Source organism: Microbulbifer aggregans, from assembly GCF_020524005.1.
Lineage (GTDB): Bacteria > Pseudomonadota > Gammaproteobacteria > Pseudomonadales > Cellvibrionaceae > Microbulbifer > Microbulbifer aggregans_A.
In genome coordinates, this window is the sequence record NZ_JAIVKK010000011.1 from 30,601 (window position 1) to 46,212 (window position 15,612).

At 54.9% G+C, this 15,612-nt stretch carries 15 protein-coding genes; 5 read left to right on the forward strand and 10 right to left on the reverse strand.

From position 1 onward, the window contains the following. Positions 1-55 precede the first annotated feature (55 nt). Positions 56-925: a hypothetical protein gene (locus LC093_RS17270; protein WP_226667797.1), complete on the reverse strand. Its 870-nt coding sequence runs from the start codon at positions 923-925 to the stop codon at positions 56-58. A gap of 382 nt (positions 926-1,307) precedes the next feature. On the opposite strand from LC093_RS17270, the gene LC093_RS17275 reads away from it, so the two are divergent. Continuing rightward, positions 1,308-1,886: a hypothetical protein gene (locus LC093_RS17275; protein ID WP_226667799.1), complete on the forward strand. Its 579-nt coding sequence runs from the start codon at positions 1,308-1,310 to the stop codon at positions 1,884-1,886. A 138-nt stretch (positions 1,887-2,024) separates the two neighbouring features. Here LC093_RS17275 and LC093_RS17280 read toward each other — a convergent pair whose 3' ends face one another. Next, positions 2,025-2,429 carry a hypothetical protein gene (locus LC093_RS17280; protein ID WP_226667801.1) on the reverse strand — a complete coding sequence of 135 codons (405 nt, stop codon included), beginning with the start codon at positions 2,427-2,429 and terminating at the stop codon, positions 2,025-2,027. Positions 2,430-2,564: 135 nt separating this feature from the next. Between LC093_RS17280 and LC093_RS17285 the strand changes: the two genes are divergently transcribed. Both LC093_RS17285 and LC093_RS17290 read left to right on the forward strand, forming a co-directional pair. After that, positions 2,565-3,035 (forward strand): methylglyoxal synthase, encoded by a 471-nt coding sequence (locus LC093_RS17285; RefSeq protein ID WP_226667804.1) that lies wholly within the window; start codon positions 2,565-2,567, stop codon positions 3,033-3,035. Positions 3,036-3,203: 168 nt separating this feature from the next. Beyond that, the gene (locus LC093_RS17290; protein ID WP_226667806.1) at positions 3,204-3,635 is read left to right on the forward strand and encodes an ExbD/TolR family protein; all 432 of its coding nucleotides are present in this window, start codon (positions 3,204-3,206) and stop codon (positions 3,633-3,635) included. Positions 3,636-3,790: 155 nt separating this feature from the next. Here the strand turns inward: LC093_RS17290 and LC093_RS17295 are convergent, their stop codons facing one another. After that, positions 3,791-4,573 (reverse strand): tryptophan 2,3-dioxygenase, encoded by a 783-nt coding sequence (locus tag LC093_RS17295; protein ID WP_226667809.1) that lies wholly within the window; start codon positions 4,571-4,573, stop codon positions 3,791-3,793. A 410-nt stretch (positions 4,574-4,983) separates the two neighbouring features. Between LC093_RS17295 and LC093_RS17300 the strand changes: the two genes are divergently transcribed. Further along, positions 4,984-5,763, forward strand: coding sequence for an enoyl-CoA hydratase (locus tag LC093_RS17300; protein WP_226667811.1), 780 nt, complete (start codon positions 4,984-4,986; stop codon positions 5,761-5,763). A gap of 314 nt (positions 5,764-6,077) precedes the next feature. Next, a complete protein-coding gene (locus LC093_RS17305) occupies positions 6,078-7,961 on the forward strand; it encodes a diguanylate cyclase (RefSeq protein ID WP_226667813.1) in 1,884 nt (627 codons plus the stop codon). Positions 7,962-7,967: 6 nt separating this feature from the next. Here the strand turns inward: LC093_RS17305 and glpQ are convergent, their stop codons facing one another. The 7 genes from glpQ to LC093_RS17340 all read right to left on the reverse strand — a co-directional run bounded on the left by glpQ (position 7,968) and on the right by LC093_RS17340 (position 15,593). Next, positions 7,968-9,134 (reverse strand): glycerophosphodiester phosphodiesterase, encoded by a 1,167-nt coding sequence (gene glpQ, locus LC093_RS17310; RefSeq protein ID WP_226667815.1) that lies wholly within the window; start codon positions 9,132-9,134, stop codon positions 7,968-7,970. 166 nt (positions 9,135-9,300) lie between these two features. Continuing rightward, positions 9,301-10,755 (reverse strand): M48 family metalloprotease, encoded by a 1,455-nt coding sequence (locus LC093_RS17315; RefSeq protein WP_226667817.1) that lies wholly within the window; start codon positions 10,753-10,755, stop codon positions 9,301-9,303. 66 nt (positions 10,756-10,821) lie between these two features. Further along, positions 10,822-11,484 (reverse strand): hypothetical protein, encoded by a 663-nt coding sequence (locus LC093_RS17320; protein ID WP_319004946.1) that lies wholly within the window; start codon positions 11,482-11,484, stop codon positions 10,822-10,824. Between the two features lie 49 nt (positions 11,485-11,533). After that, positions 11,534-12,190, reverse strand: a complete 657-nt coding sequence (locus LC093_RS17325; RefSeq protein WP_226667819.1) for a hypothetical protein — start codon at positions 12,188-12,190, stop codon at positions 11,534-11,536. 25 nt (positions 12,191-12,215) lie between these two features. Continuing rightward, positions 12,216-13,217 (reverse strand): vWA domain-containing protein, encoded by a 1,002-nt coding sequence (locus LC093_RS17330; RefSeq protein WP_226667822.1) that lies wholly within the window; start codon positions 13,215-13,217, stop codon positions 12,216-12,218. Continuing rightward, positions 13,217-14,299 carry a vWA domain-containing protein gene (locus LC093_RS17335; RefSeq protein ID WP_226667825.1) on the reverse strand — a complete coding sequence of 361 codons (1,083 nt, stop codon included), beginning with the start codon at positions 14,297-14,299 and terminating at the stop codon, positions 13,217-13,219. The genes LC093_RS17330 and LC093_RS17335 overlap by 1 nt, the downstream gene beginning before the upstream one ends. Continuing rightward, positions 14,289-15,593 carry a hypothetical protein gene (locus LC093_RS17340; protein ID WP_226667828.1) on the reverse strand — a complete coding sequence of 435 codons (1,305 nt, stop codon included), beginning with the start codon at positions 15,591-15,593 and terminating at the stop codon, positions 14,289-14,291. Before LC093_RS17340 ends, LC093_RS17335 begins: the two co-directional genes overlap by 11 nt. Positions 15,594-15,612 lie beyond the last annotated feature (19 nt).

Sequence of the window (15,612 nt, forward strand, 5' to 3'; positions counted from 1 at the left end):
CACAAAAAAACCCCGGCATGCCGGGGTTTTTTTATCCTAACGGTAAGTCAGGTGATCAAGCTTTTGCTTTCGGCGGACGACCGCGGCGGCCCGGGGCCTTTTTGGCCGGGGCGGTGCCAGCAGCTTTCTTGGCCGGGCGACCAGGCTTCTTCTTGGCAGCGCCAGCTTTGGCTGGACGGCCTGGCTTCTTGGCTGCAGTGGTGTCAGCCGCTTTCTTAGCCGGACGGCCTGGCTTTTTCTTGGTAGCAGCCTTGGCTTTTGCAGTGGCTTTCTTGGCTTTCTCTGCGGCCTTCTTCTTGGCAGCAGCAGCTTTGTTCTTCTCGGCTGCAGCCTTCTTCTTGGCGGCTTCAGCGGCTTTCTTCTTGGCAGCAGCGGCTTTCTTCTTGTCAGCAGCAGCTTTCTTCTTCGCAGCAGCAGCGGCTTTCTTCTTATCCGCAGCGGCTTTCTTCTTGGCAGCGGCGTCCGCTTTCTTCTTCTCGGCGGCCGCTTTTTTCTTCTCAGCAGCGGTCAGCTTCTTGATGATCGCGCTTTCTTCTTTCGCTACAGCCTTGGCAATTTTGGTTGCCAGCTTGTTTTCGGCAGCGATGCCTGCCAGGGCGGCTTTGGCGTCACTGGCTGCAGCCTTGGCTGCGGTAGCTGCTTTCTTGGCGGTGGCGGCGGCGGCCTGAGCAGCTTTCAGCTGTTTCTGCTGAGCAGCGGTTTTTTTCTTGGCGCGTACGGCTTTAACCTTGTTCTGCGCAGTTGCCAGTTTTTTGGCAGCGGCGTCAGCGTCTTTGGCCAGTTTGTCTGCTACCTTTTTGGCGCCTGCTTCCTGAGTGCTGCGGGCGCTTTCCAGTTGAGCTTTAAGAGCGGCAAGTTCCGCTTCCAGCTTCGCAACCGGGCTCACCGCAGAGGGAGCCTTCTTTTTTTGCTTACTAGCGGCCATAAATTATCCCTGTGTCTGATCTTGATTTAAGAGTTATCTTGGATGAGTGGAATTCATCGCGCTAATTGCAGCTTATTTATATACTTGAATGCAAGTGTTTTAAGGGTGTTTTTGCTCCGCGATGAATAAATTTAAGGTTTTTTTTACGTTTTTAGCGATTATCTGGCTCTGTCTGTGTGGTGCCGGGAGTATCTATGCATTTTTCGCTAGCGGAAATTTTGCATGGGCAGGGGTGAGTATTAATGCTTTTGCGCTTCCGTTTTGGCTTCTCGTCAGACAAATACAGCCAACAGGAATTACTGCAGACTCGCGTGAGTCGCCGGCATTTGCCGGGGTATTGATCGGGCTGGGCCTGGTGTTACTGATAGATACAAAAAAAGGCATGGCCGTATATCTGGCGATTTATAACCTGTTTGTATTCCTGATTTATCTGAACCACCTGAGTGCGGTTCGTCACTCTTCGATGCCAGCAGTAAATTCGTCGTTTCCTGAATTGATGGTAGAGGGGAATCAATCCTGGCAGGCGGCGGATGTATGCGGAAACTTTGGCGGCGCCCTGTTGCTGTTCCTGCGGGGAAGTTTCTGTGCGGAGAGTCGTATTCAGGTACGGCAACTGATGTGCGCACAGGAAAAACTGGATGCGCGAGGAGTGAAGCTGGTTTTGGTCAGTATGGAAACCCGGGCTCAATGGTACGAGCGTTTACGGTGTGATCCCCAGGCTGATATTCCCGGCAAATGGCTATTCCTGCAGTTGGATAGAGATGCGGCAAAAAACGTCCCTTTTATTGCCTCGAGCGGGGCACCATTTGTGCGTTGGTGGTGGGGGAGGGACGCGGTACGTCCAAGTACCTGGCTACTGGATGCCGAGGGCTATATTGTCTGGCGTTATTTACCGGACAATTATCGGGTGCCCGGAAGTGGTGCGCAATTTCTGGAGCAGCTTTACCGCCTGGAGGAATAATCGCTGCCCTCAGGGTTGCCGGGCAAAAGGCATTCGCGCTCGCGAGCCTGCTCGGGAGCATTTGTTGAAGGCAGTCGGACGTATTTTTGGGGGGCTCCCGTCTGAGTGAGGCGGGAGCCGAGGAATGCGTGAATGGTTTCAGAGTGGACCGTAGGGAAGGTAGCGATTGTCAGAGTGCTGCCGGATCCATAAAAGCTGCTCGCGGCTCAGGGGCAATTTACGCTGGCGCAAAGACTTTGCCAGAGGGATCACCGGGGATTCCGCTCCGCCTTGCCAGTCCGGAAGTTGCATCTCGGCCATGGTGAAAAAGCGGATCAGAGCCCAGATACTGGCTGGGTCCATAGTTTTCGCTTCTTCCAGCCATTGTTGTGCTGGTAGTCCGGCTAGCCAGTTGGCACCCGTCAGCTCGGCGTCGAGCGTGGTAACGGACTCGCTTTCTTCGCCCATGGCGTTGATCAGCTTTTCGAGAATAGCCTTGTCGAGCTCTTGTCTTGACGACTTGTTGCTTTCGAGGTCCTCTGGTTCCCAGGCGCCCACACTCATAAATACCCCTAATCTCGGCGTTACATTAGTTTGTGAAATTGCGGCGTGATTATAGCGCCGAGAACTCTGGGCGTGGATAGCATGGGGGTAATTCTGCATAATTCGACATCTATAGATGAACGACCTGGGAATCTCGTGGAATATATCGATCAGCCGATAGCGGCAAAGAAACGGGTGGCACTGGTAGCGCACGACAATCGCAAGGCGAGCCTGATTGAGTGGTGCCAGAAGCACCGTGCAGTTCTGGAGCAACACCAACTGCTGGGCACAGGGACTACCGGTAGCAAAATCGAAGCGGCAACAGGCCTGGTGGTTGAAAAGCTGTTCAGTGGTCCGATGGGTGGGGATCAGCAGTTGGGTGCGAAAATCTGCCAGGGCGAGGTGGATATCCTGATCTTTTTCTGGGATCCCTTCGAGCCCATGCCCCACGACCCGGATGTGAAAGCACTGTTGCGTATCGCAGCGGTATGGAATATCCCGGTGGCCTGTAATGGCAGTAGTGCGGATATGATGATCCATTCGGCATTGATGGAGCGCAGTTTTTCCCGGCTGGTACCTGACTATCAGGGCTATCTGGACTCCAGGAAGACCGAAACGGCTGTATAAAAGTTGCTCTCCGAATGGATGGGCGTGCCATAACTTATTGATTTTAAAGAATTATGTTTTTGGTTGGCAGCTGGCGCTTGCATTGCTGGTCATTTCCCGGCACTCTTGCCCACCTGATTAGACCGGTATAACCGGCGTAATTCGAATTTATAAACAGTACGGTGTTATATGAGTAGACGACGCGGTAAGGCCGTAGAAGAAGAAAAGGCCGATATCGACCTGACCCCCATGCTGGACGTCGTGTTCATCATGTTGATCTTCTTCATCGTGACGGCATCCTTCGTAAAAGAAAAGGCGTTGGATGTAAACGTGCCAGATCCTGATCAAACCCAAGAAACTCCGCCGGATACCGACAAGCAGAACATCCTGCTGACCGTGAACTCCGCGGATGAAATCTGGATGGGTACCAGCCGTATTGACAGCCGTGCCGTACGCGCCCGTATCGCACAGCTGTACGCAGAAAACCCGCAGGCGATCGTTATTGTTCGTGCGCACAACAAGTCCAGTGCCGACACCTACGTATCCATTGCCGATGCAGCCAAGGCAGTCAACCCGAACATCCAGGTTTCCCTGGTACCGTTCGACGACTCCAAGCGCTAATTTAACCCTCTTCGGAGGGACTCCTCTCACAGGAGCGAAAAAAGCCAGCATTGCTGGCTTTTTTTGTGTCTGCTCTTTGAGTAGCGGATCCGTGCCGGGACTGGATAAGACTGGCCTCAATCCTTCGAGGCTTGCAAACCCTGGACTCTGGGGGCTTAAAACTCTGAGCGAATGGCCCACAGATCTGGAAATACTGGCTGGAAGAGGGTGCTCTGCAGGTAGCCGACGCCGCTGGAACCACCCGTCCCCATCTTGCTACCAATAGTACGCTCTACCATCTTCACATGGCGGTAGCGCCACTGCTGCAGAGATGTGTCGATATCCACAAGGGCTTCACAAATTTGGCTGACCAGTGGGTCGTTGCGGTATACATCGATCAGTACATGCTGGACTGCGGTAGAAGGGGCTGCCTTCTGGCTGAAGTCACGCTCCAGTTCCGAGGTGGGGATCTCGTGACCCTCGATAGACAGGAATTTCAGAAATGCATCCCACAAGGTCGGCGCTTCCAGCCGCTTTTGCAGGCGCTGGTGGTGGTCTGAGCCCGGTTCGTAATTCCCCAGTTTTGATGGGTCTTTAGCTCCGTACAGGAATTCCAGCTCGCGGAACTGAAATGACTGGAAGCCGCTGGCGGTGGACAGGCGGTCGCGGAATGACATGAATTCCAGTGGCGTAAGCGTTTCGAGAATGTCCACCTGCTGGATAAGGGTCCGGTAAATTGCATCGACACGCTTGAGTGTATGCAATGCACGATTGCGCTCACCGTTGTTAAACAGGCGCACAAGGAAGTCCAGTTCGTGCAGCAACTGTTTGAACCAGAGTTCATAGCTTTGGTGGATAACGATAAACAGCAGTTCATCGTGCTCTGGTCCATCAGAAAGTGGTTGCTGGCACTGAAGAAGCTCGTCCACTTTCAGGTAGGAACTATAGGTTACGGTCATAGTTAGGATTCTCTACTCTTGATCCACCGCTAGTGGAAAAATATTGCGATTCTTTGGCTTATTTGCAAATTCTTTTGCAGGAAACCCGGAAAGTTGGCGGTATTATAATGTGTTGGCAGCGGATGTTAAAAAGCCCCTGCGGCGGCGATGCTCGTTGGCAAGCTGCTGTGGTATACAGCTGATAGGTATAGCATTCTGGTTGAATTGAACCTCGTGTTGCGCCGAGCAATGGCTACTATTGGGTACCTTAAAGAAGGCTTGGAAACAGGCTGGGTAAAGGGCGTGTGCCGGCCTGGCTGGCAACCCTCAGGCGAGGTCCGAGGCCGAGAAGAGCTCCGGAGGTGAGCCCTGCCCCGTGAGCATTCACACTTGAAAGCAAAGATACTAACAGGCAAAAACAGGCGAAAATCATGCAGAGTACATGTGCAGAAATTCAGGTCAGTCAATATGAACGGATCCTGGAAATTTCCATTCACCGCCCAGAGCGCAAAAATGCGCTGACCATGGACATGTATTCTGCGATGGCGGAACTGTTGCGGGAAGCGTCGGAAAACCCTGAAGTACGAGTGGTCATTGTGACCGGTACCAAGGGTGTTTTCACGAGCGGCAATGATCTCGCGGATTTTCTCGGGGGCTCGGCATCTGGCGAAGAGTCGCCCGTATTCCAGTTTATGCGGGCGTTATACGACTTCCCCAAGCCGGTCATTGCAGCGGTCAGCGGTTATGCGGTAGGGATCGGTACCACAATGCTGCTGCACTGTGACCTCTCAATTGCCGATGACGACGCCGTGTTCCAGATGCCGTTCGTCAATCTTGGCCTGTGCCCGGAGTATGCGTCTAGCTACCTGTTACCGCGCATAATGGGGCATGCCAAGGCCTCTGAGCTTTTACTGTTGGGTAAGAAATTCGATGCGCAGACAGCCGCAAATGTAAATATTTGTAACGAAGTGGTCTATGCGGGTGAGGCGTTGGAGCGTGCCCGTGAGTATGCACGCGAGGTCGCCACCAAGGCGCCGGAAGCAGTACGGCTGACCAAAAAATTGCTGCGTCAGGGCACCTATGCCAGCGGGCTGGAATTTATCAGCGAGGAAGCCGGGCATTTCCAAAACCGCCTGCAATCGGGGGAGTTCCGTGAGGCGGCTACGGCTTTTATGGAAAAACGCCCCGCCGACTTTTCCAAATTTAGTTGAACCGCAGATTGGAAATCCCCTTTGCGAAAAAAGGCTGCCGTCAGGCGGCCTTTTTTATTTTCGAGAGAAAAAGTGTGCACAGCTCTGACATTTTTGGTCTGAATGGCGTTTAAGGGAGTCAATTGTTCAGTCTGTCGAGTAGATCGAGTCACAATTGGGACATGCTTCTCAATTCGGTTGCCGGTAAACTCGGACAATTACCGACATGGATGTCTTGCTGCCGGTAGTAGAAAAGAATCGTGAAGTGTGCAGTTTTGGGGCATAAATTCAGGCGGCGGCCCGCTGCATCTCGACAACAAAAACTAAATTCAACGATGACCATCTGCTTTCGCCTTTTTAAACGCATTACCGGTATCGCAATTTTTCTGGCGAGTATCCTTCTGGCCTGCGGCGCCGTCGCTGAATCACGCGCTGTTGAGGAACCGATCATGGTCGGGCTGGCCGAGTCGGGCGATCTCAGAACCGGTCAGAGCGAAATCTGGCACGATCCCACTGGCGATGCGGATCTGGACGCAGCGTATACCGCATACCTCTCGGGGGCTTTCTTCGAACTCGAGTCCGCCGGATCCACGGGGCTGCAAAAGGGCTCCTTCTGGTCCCATTTTGTGTTGTCCAACCCGGCGGCGATGCCCGTCACGCTGAATATCGAGTATGTCGATCACCAGTTGATCGGGCTGACTGCGTACGCGAAAGCCGAAGCCGGGAGCCTGGCGGACTTCACTGAACTCACGCGAATGGCAATGGGCGAGCCGATTGACCTGCGGCCGATTCACCATAACCGTTTCGTGTTTCCTGTGACTCTGAAAGCCGGGGAATCCCGTGAGCTGATGGTACGCTTCGATTCCCACGAGGCGGGCTATGTTTTCCCGAGTATGCGTATCTGGAGCCCGCAAAACCTCGGCAAGTACCACACCATCGAAACTGCGCTGTTGGCCTTTTTATTTGGTGGTATTTTCCTGATTGCGATCGTTTCGCTGACCGTTGGAATTACGGTGCGAGAGGGGAGTTTTTTCGCCTATTCAGTGTACGGTATAACCAAGATCGTCGCCTGGGGCACGATTCTTGGCTTTACCCATCAATATGTGCTGCGCGACAACTTCCACTGGTCCTATATGTCCATGACCGGTGCGGTGAGTATTCTTTCCGGCGTAATATTTGACCGTCTGTTCCTGCAAACCCGCAGATATACCCCTCGTTGGGATTACGTACTGGTGTTGATGATCGTCAATGCATGCATGCTGTTGGTGAGCGCGATCTTTCAGTTCAAGACCATGGCGCTACTCACGATTACGCTGGCCCTGCTGTTGTACCCGCTTTCCGCGGTGATCGCTATGGTGCGCTGGCGGCAGGGATCGAGCGAAGCGGCGGTATTTGCGATTGGGTGGACACTGCTTCTGTTTGGGCTTTTTTATCAGGCATTGCGAGACCTCGGGTACGTGGAGCACAACCTGGTAAATTACTATCTGCCGCCGCTCAGTACCTTTGTTGAAATGATCACCATCATGGTGGCAATGGGGATGAGATTACGCCGTCTGCGCCTGCAGAGCATGGAGTCTGAGCGGCAGTATCGCCGTCACCTTGAGCAGTCCAAACTGGAGTTGGAGGCACTGGTGCAGGAGCGCACGGAAGAGTTGGAGAATGCGAAGAAGTACGCAGAACTCGAGGCGCGCACAGACCCCCTGACCGGTATCCGCAACCGCCGTAGTTTCCTCTCCGATGCCGATATCTGTATCAAGCAGGCACAACGTAAATCGCTGCCGGTGAGCCTGCTTATGTTCGATATCGACCACTTTAAATCGATCAATGACAACCACGGCCACGGCATTGGCGACGAAGCCCTGCGCCTGTTCAGCCAGACAATCCAGACAAAAATCCGTGAGACGGATATTTTTGGCCGGCTCGGCGGAGAGGAATTTGCCCTGTTGATCGTGGAGACTCCGGGGGATGCGCTGCACACCGCGGAGCGCTTGCGGGCCTGTATCGCCGGGATTCGACTGGAATGCGGTGAGGCCCTGGTGCAATTCACATCCAGTATTGGCATTGCCCACTACTGCGGCGATGCGGCAGTGGAGAATTTGCTGAAGCAGGCGGACCGTGCCCTGTATCGCGCGAAGGAAGGTGGTCGCAATGTGGTTCGCGAGTACTCGCCACACCCGGTACCCAAGCCCGCGCTGGCGGGGGCTCCTGAGCCCGCCTAGTTATTGTCAGTCTTTTGGGTAGTTGTCTTCTGGGGCTTGGTTTGTGGGTGTGACTTTGGTCGAACGCGAGGTATTTTCTCGCTGTTGCAGGTAGGCGCGAACCTTGTCCGGGTGATCGGTAAACAGGCCGTCTACCGACACCTGATTAATGTAAAGGGCCAGCAGCCCGTCGAAGCTGGTGACGTTTGCCGGCAGTTGGCCCGCATCGGCCCGGAACGTATAGGGATGTACCTTCAGGCCCAGAGCGTGCGCTTTGCGGGTAAGCTCGTTCACTGCAGGTGCGCCGTCCGAAGAGTCCAGTAGCATCGGATACCAGGGGCCTATGCCGCTGGCGTATTGCGCGATGCGCTCCAGCCCCTTTTCGGTACGCATCCAGTCGTAATCGTAATTTACCCACTTTCCATCCCGCTTGATCCGCTTTTCGCCCCACTGACTCTCTGCAATCAGCTGCACCAGAGGGAGGTCCATGTCGAGCTCCGGCATCAGTGTGGCGTGAATGTGCTGCAGTTCCTCGGCGTCAAAACATTGCAGGAAAACTTTCTGCTGTGAATTGATATAGCCATATTGTTTCAGCACCTCGAGCACTTTGCGCGAAATATCCAGGCCCTCGCGACGGTGGAAAGCCGGTTTTTTTATTTCCGGATAGATACCCGTGTTGTAGCCCAGTGATTTGTTGAGCCCCTGAATCAATTCGAGCTCTTCCTCGAAGGTGGATAACTGGAAACTGGACTTCCACAGGGGAAAACGCTCGGGATACTTGGGCACTTGCAGCCCGAGGTGGGAGGCAAAGGTCTCGCTCACCCGCAATTGCTTGAGCTCCTCCAAAGTGAAATCGATGGCATAGAAGTGGCCATCGTCTCGCACCCGCTCCGGAAAACGGCTGGCCACATCCGTTACGCCATCGAGGTAAATATCATGTGTGACGATCAGGTGGCCATCTTTACTGAGTACCAGGTCCTGTTCGATAAAATCGGCACGCATGCCATAGGCAAGGGCTTTTGCCTCTAGTGTATGCTCAGGAAGGTAGCCTGAAGCCCCGCGGTGGGCGATGACTATTGGGCTTGTGTGGCTTTTACCTACCGCAGGGGAAGAGAGTGGTATGGCCAGTACCAGTGCAAAGAGTGCGCACCAGCAATGGCTTGGCGAAAGTGTTTTGTGAAGTCTTCGAAACATTGGGTACCTGCCAGTTGGTGCAAAAAGGATCCTCAACTGGCAACGTTACCCGGTAAATTTGACAATAAAAACCACGCCCGTCCAGAGAAGGCGCGGCCCGGATAACCGGGCCGGGAGATTAGGTCGGGAAGATTAGGTCGGGCAGATGGGACAGAGGGCGTCGAAGTTACTGGACGATCTTGATCCATTCGCCGGGTTTGGGTTCTCCACGGGGGTAGTAGCCGTTCAGCAGGCGCAGCTGTTCTTCCGCGTAGTCGCCGATTTCCATGTGTCGGGCCAGGGAGGAGAAGGTTGTTTTTTCATTGGCCTTTACATAGCGCAGCCGCCGGATATCCGGTTTGATGACATCGGCTTTACGCAGTGGGCGGAAGCTGCGAATACTGGTAAGGAACAGGTTGTCATACTCGCTTTTGGCATCTTTTTTTCCGTCTGGTGCTTCCAGTACTTTACCCTCCAGAATGTACTGGCGGCTGCCATAAAACAGGATCGCAACCCGATCGGGCTGACCGGCCGCGCCAATGGGCAGTTTGCCGGTATGACCTTCCAGGCGGTACTGGCTAAGTGCCTCGTCTTCCTCGAGGTTACGTACATCGTAGACGCCGCGCAGGGCCATATCAGCGGGCTGGTTGCCATCCCGCTGGTCAACTTTGATGGTGAGGGTTGCAGAATGGTCGGGCGCGGTGCCGACAATCGCCGAGCGCTGGTTTTCGACTTTCCAGCCATCCGGGAAAAGCAGGGAGAATCCCAGGCTCTTGTGATTAAAACGGTTTTTTTCACTTTCCTGCGCATTGGTGCCGTAGACAATACCCTCGGTTTTTTCCCGGTAGTACTCGGCTTTGACGACCTTCTTGTCTTCAGGCAGCTCTCCGGCGGCGTCGACGACTTCGCGCAAGCGGACGTCATTGCGCGGGTGAGAGGAGAACACTCCGTGATAGGTCTGCTGTTTTTTGCCCTCGACACGGGCGCGGCGGCGGGCAAAGGTTTCCTGGTCTTTCAGCAGCGCAATGACATTGATCATGGCTTGAGGGTCATAGCCCGCGTTGTACATGTACTGGGCGCCGAAGCGATCCGCTTCCAGTTCCATATCGCGGCCATAGCCTTTTACGGCGGCGGTACTCCAGAGGTTGGCAACATCGCCAACGACACCACTTCCGGTAACCAGTACTGACAACACCGAAGCGACGCCAGCACCGGTTGCTGCGGTTTTCTGACGCACCGCATGGCGAGCGGTGATATGCCCGACCTCATGGGCGAGTACCGCGGCCATTTCCGCTTCAGATTGCAGGTAGGTAAGCAGTCCCCGATTGATGTACACGTAGCCGCCGGGCAGCGCAAACGCATTGATATCCTGGCTGTCGATAATCGTGAAGTGATAGGTCAGGTCGGGACGGTCGCTGGACTTTGCGACTTTCTGCCCAACATGTTCGACATAGGCAGTGAGAATTGGATCGTTATAGATCGGCGTACTGGCGACGAGTTTTTCATGCATTTCCCGGCCAATTTTGATTTCCTTTTCCTCTGACATCAGCACCAGGTCTGGCCGGTTGGTGGCCGGGTTGAATGCGCACCCGGCGGTTGTGGCCAGCAGGATGCCAAGCAGAATCTTGTTCAGCGTGTGCATGGTGTGTCTCCTGTCATCGTTCGGAGGTGGCGAACTCCGAGGGAATTATTGTTTTACAGCAGGGGGTTAGCGGCTGGCGGACTGTGGCGGGAGTAAAAACTCCTGCAGCTGCGCGGCCATTCCTTTACAAGCGTTGTTCTGCACCCGGGCAATTAGCGGGATAGGAACAACGATGGCGGGCATATAGGACGTGCCCTGTGCATCGGCACTGATTTTTCCGGAAAGCTCCTGGTCACGGAAATCCCATACCGAAGCTTCGTAGTCCGACTCTTTATCCCAGGTGCCGAAGCCAAAGCAGCCGGCACCCGCGGTGCCGATGGAGCAGCCGATGGAACCGGCACTGTCAGTAGTCTCGGTGGAGCCGTCAATCCAGACGATGTACTTCACACCGTATTTTTCCATACGATCGCGGACTTCCGGGTTGTCCATCAGCTTGTCGAGCGACTTGATATGCATCGGTGCGGTACGGGGTTCGAACCAGGGATAGAGTGCGTTGACGAACTGCTGTTCCGGAATGATGTTGATACCCGCTTTGGGGTTGTGCAGGGTTTTACCGACGCAGTCGATGAGATCCGGTTCGGTCTCATATTCGCTGGAATGGCGTCGTCCCAGGATGACCACGGAATCACCGAGAGCAAGTTCACCGCTACTGCGACGGTATTCATCGATAACAACCGTGGTGCAGCCACTGGCAAGCATCGCCAGAGCCATAACTATCAGACGTTTCACCGGTACAACCTCCATGTCTGTATTTGATCGCAGTCGCCAGGGCGGCCTGCTATTCACTGGTTTCCATTTCCTTCATCGTCAGCGCGCGCTGCTTGTTGGCGATGAGTGCCTGCAGTTCGGGGACTCGCTCAAAGCCGGTATACAAAGTGGCGCCGGCATCGCGCAGTGCCACATTGATGGCCTGGGCAAGAGCGGCCTCCTGGGATTTCAGGAATGCGGTTGGGGTTTTGCCGTAGGCGGTAATCACCCAGTTGGCTACGGCCTCGCCCTGCGGGTCATAGGCATGCATGTCGTACTTGATCCAGACCTCAAAAATGTTCACCCGGGTTTCACGCGGCATCGTGAACTGCAATTCGCGCACTTCCGGCACAATGACCAGATCGACGCCACCGGGGAGGTCTGTGGGATACTGATTCAGGTTGATGGTTTCTTTGAACATGGAGCCGAGGACGGTTTCAAACAGGTTTTTCTGGGCGCGCCCGGTATTGATGTTCCACTCGTCGCGATCGTCGCGGTTCTCCTGGTAGGTAAACTTCTGGAAGTCTTCACTCAGGTAAACGCCCACGGTGAGAGGGTGGGCGTCGCCGATCGGTTGGGGAAACTCGCCGTCGACGCGAACGGTATGCGAGCAGCCCGCAACGAGTACGGCCAGCACTATCAGGAAATATTTCCCGGGTGCCGTCATTCCATCTAGCAAGCACTTCATCCTTGGCTCCTGCCCACTGTCTGGGCTATCTGAAATCGTTCAATCCGACAAAAGTACCGCCATTGCGGTAGGTGAGTTCACGCATCAGTGCGGCAAACCGCAGACCCGTAGTCTGCAGGTGTAGCGGGCGCGAAAACTGGATGGGGAAACCGACCGCATGAATACGCACCATGCGCTGGTTTTCGCCTCGTTGGGCATTGACCCGGTCAACCGCCATCATCACGTTGCGAATCGACTTGCCGGTAAATTCATCCCCGAGAACATAAATACTGATTTTTTTATTGGGATCGTAAAACGTCCGTACGGCTTTCTGGATACCTTCCACCGGGCTGGAATTACTGAAAGGGTTCCATGAACGCAGTCGGTCGAGCACCGCCTTGCGACGGCCAGGGGTGTCGGGGATCCACTTGTTGCGATAATTGGAGAACATATAGTCCCCCATATCGTTCATTACCTGGATGCCTTTGACATTCGGGTAAAGGTTCAGGGTGTTGACCATTTCCTGGATCATGCGGTCCCAGCCGTAATTGAACATACTCCCGGAGGTGTCGATGATGAACAGAATGTATTCGCTGTCGACCGGGATGCCGCCAATTACATTGTTTTTACGCTGGTAGTTTTCCCCGAGCAGCCGGCGCATTTCATCGGTCATGGTTTGCAGGGCGATGGTGAGTTCGCCCTTCAACTTACCTTCTTCACTTTCGCCTTCAGTCTTGCGCGCATACATGGCCGTCAGTGTTTCGAGTTCGCCCTTGAGTTTGGCGATGCGCTTGGTTTCGATATCCAGCTGTTCTTTTTTGGCATTCAGGTCGCGGTTGAGAATGGTAGTTTCGCCGCGGATTTCCGCCAGTTGTTCCTGCAGTAACTCCACCTGGCCGTCGAGGTCAATCTCGGCTTCTTCCAGTACTACGGGTTCAACTGTTTTGGCAATCATTAACAGCAGAACAATGGCGCCGAAGCCACAACAGATGACATCGAGAAACGAAATGCTGAACTCTTCATGTTGGCGTTTGTTACGTTTACGCATTATGGCCAGTCCTTTGATGGTGCGAGGAACGAGCCCTGGGTTTCCATTGCCAGTTTCCAGAATTCGCTGGCAGCAAAGGGATCACCTTCCATCGGCGCCAGAACCACGTTTACCGGAATACTCTTGGGCAATGCATCCACCGCATCGCGGAAGAGCTTCAGACGCTCTTTGCCGGAAATGGTATTGCCCCTGGGTCTTTTCATGCCCTGTGTAGGCAGGCCGTCAGTGATCAGAATGATGTTGTCCGGCAGAGGGGACATGTTGTTGACCGCCTGAAATATACGCTCAAGACTCGTACCGTCGTTGGGTACGATGTCATCGATTTCCTTCATCGCTTTGTCGAGCTGATCCCGGTCATCCACGTTCAACCAGCGGTCTTCGGTGCCGACGATCGCCGCGCGAAACCCCGTATTAAAAGTGTAGATCTGGTACTGACTGTCTTGTGGAAACTGTGAAACCAGCCAGGAAACCGTTTGCTTGGCCCGGCGCCATTTTTCCGTATTGCGTTTGACCGAGTCGGACATGTTGCGTGTGCGGATGACCTTGATCAGCTCGTCACCCAGCATGCTGGCGGAGGAATCCAGCAGAACCAGGATTCGGTCGCCGCCGAGGCGCAGGCCGGTCAGGTACTGGCGGTCGCCTTCGCCGACAAATTTGCGCACGTTGTTGCCGAGTTTTTTGTTTTCGGCTTCCAGCTGTTTCTTTGCCTGCTCCAGCTTCTTGAGCTTTTCCTGCAGGCGTGCGATATCCATTTCATCAGAATTACTGTCGACTTCCGCGATATTGCCTTTTACCTCCTGAATCTGCTCCAGTATTCGACGCGCCAGCCCCTGGGTTTTGGCCAGCTCATCACTGGTGGTGTCCAGGGTGTTGCGCGCCAGCACCAGATGCTCGCGACCAAACTGGACTTCTTCCTGCAGCAGGTTCACTTCCGCAGACAGGTCCTGGTGTTCGGCCTCGATATCGTGATCGGAGCCGTGCTTGATGATCAAAAAGATCAGGGCTACCGCCCCGAAGCCACAGGACATAATGTCCAGAAATGACAGGCTGAAGGTGGTAAAACGCCGATTCTTACGCGCCATAGTGCTCTACGCTGATTGCAGTGATGACTTCTTCAATATTGGCTGCGCCGATTCTGTCGCCGGCAGTGAGGTTTACCGGCGCAGATATCTGTTCGCCGTTCAACATCAGTTCGGCCCCGGCATCTACCCGCAGGGCGAGGCGCCCGGCATGATTGGTTACCGTGGCCGCCGGGTGCCTGGGTGGCGTGGGCGTCAGGTCCAGGCGGCCTTCCTGCCAGCTCACGAACAGCGGCTGCTGGGCGGCCAGGGCACGGTTTCCGAATAGTAGGTGGGTCGCAGCGGCCTCGGCCGCCGCGTTAACCTGAATGGCCACTTCCGTGGCAGGGGCGGCGGTGAGCGCCGTTATCAGGCGGAGATTGCCGCGGTCATTGTGCATTTCCTGCCAGCGCTGCTCGGCCGCCTGGGCCACGGCATTGTGCGGCAGTAAATGAATGCGCTCAGCGAGTTGCGCGCCGCCCGGGATATCGGCCCAGCGGTGGGATACAAAGGAAACACTGGTTGAGTCGCCCAGGTTGTCGATCATGGCCCGTACGCGGGAGAGGATTGGGGTGCTGGCATCCTGTAGCTGGCGCAGGCTCACTTTTGCCGTGCGGTCATCCAGTTCCGCCATGACTTCACCCTGGCGCATCGCCCTGGCGATCCACTGCGGCATCAGGTCGTAGAGCTGTTGTTCGGCATCTGCCGAATGCAGCGGGTCAAAGCGGCACTGCATGATGAAGGCATCGGTAAATACTCTGGCCCACGCATCCTGAAAGTGCTGCAACCCCGCGTCGGTGACGGTCTCGGCGATATCCAGCGTGGCGTGTTCATGGACAGCAATACGGCTGACCAGCGTCTGGTGGCGCTGCAATTCCACGTGCAGGTGTGTGCCCCTTGGCGCACAGCTGCTGATACAGGCTGTAGCGGCATCCACCAGCGCTACCACGTTGAATGGGCTTTCTTTAACGACGCCCAGCAGCAGTGCCAGTTGCTCGCGGGTAAAGTTACCGGGTACGGCGAGTGCGAACTCGTCGGCGAGATCGCACAAACCGGCGATCTCCCGCAGGTGGAAAAAAGCGAGGTCAGCATGATGCCGGCAGCCGGGATTTTCCGACTTGACCGATTCGAGACTGAGTCTGCGCCAGAACTGGTGATTGACCTGGGTAGGATGGCTGCGTGCACGCATCAGCGCGTGGGTGCCGGTGACTATTTCCCGGTTGTTGACGATGGCGACGCCGGGGCTTTCCAAAACTTCATCTGTGCCGGTGAATACACGCAGACCACAATCGTTGATTTCCAGTACGCCTTTGCTCATGGGAGCTCCTGTTCAAAGT

Excerpts from the sequence above, each read along its gene's own strand:
- LC093_RS17270 (WP_226667797.1), bottom strand. The coding sequence starts at position 925 with ATGGCCGCTAGTAAGCAAAAAAAGAAGGCTCCCTCTGCGGTGAGCCCG.
- LC093_RS17275 (WP_226667799.1), top strand. The coding sequence starts at position 1,308 with ATGGCCGTATATCTGGCGATTTATAACCTGTTTGTATTCCTGATTTAT.
- LC093_RS17280 (WP_226667801.1), bottom strand. The coding sequence starts at position 2,429 with ATGAGTGTGGGCGCCTGGGAACCAGAGGACCTCGAAAGCAACAAGTCG.
- LC093_RS17290 (WP_226667806.1), top strand. The coding sequence starts at position 3,204 with ATGAGTAGACGACGCGGTAAGGCCGTAGAAGAAGAAAAGGCCGATATC.
- LC093_RS17295 (WP_226667809.1), bottom strand. The coding sequence starts at position 4,573 with ATGACCGTAACCTATAGTTCCTACCTGAAAGTGGACGAGCTTCTTCAG.
- LC093_RS17300 (WP_226667811.1), top strand. The coding sequence starts at position 4,984 with ATGCAGAGTACATGTGCAGAAATTCAGGTCAGTCAATATGAACGGATC.
- LC093_RS17305 (WP_226667813.1), top strand. The coding sequence starts at position 6,078 with ATGACCATCTGCTTTCGCCTTTTTAAACGCATTACCGGTATCGCAATT.
- glpQ (WP_226667815.1), bottom strand. The coding sequence starts at position 9,134 with ATGTTTCGAAGACTTCACAAAACACTTTCGCCAAGCCATTGCTGGTGC.
- LC093_RS17315 (WP_226667817.1), bottom strand. The coding sequence starts at position 10,755 with ATGCACACGCTGAACAAGATTCTGCTTGGCATCCTGCTGGCCACAACC.
- LC093_RS17325 (WP_226667819.1), bottom strand. The coding sequence starts at position 12,190 with ATGAAGTGCTTGCTAGATGGAATGACGGCACCCGGGAAATATTTCCTG.
- LC093_RS17330 (WP_226667822.1), bottom strand. The coding sequence starts at position 13,217 with ATGCGTAAACGTAACAAACGCCAACATGAAGAGTTCAGCATTTCGTTT.
- LC093_RS17335 (WP_226667825.1), bottom strand. The coding sequence starts at position 14,299 with ATGGCGCGTAAGAATCGGCGTTTTACCACCTTCAGCCTGTCATTTCTG.
- LC093_RS17340 (WP_226667828.1), bottom strand. The coding sequence starts at position 15,593 with ATGAGCAAAGGCGTACTGGAAATCAACGATTGTGGTCTGCGTGTATTC.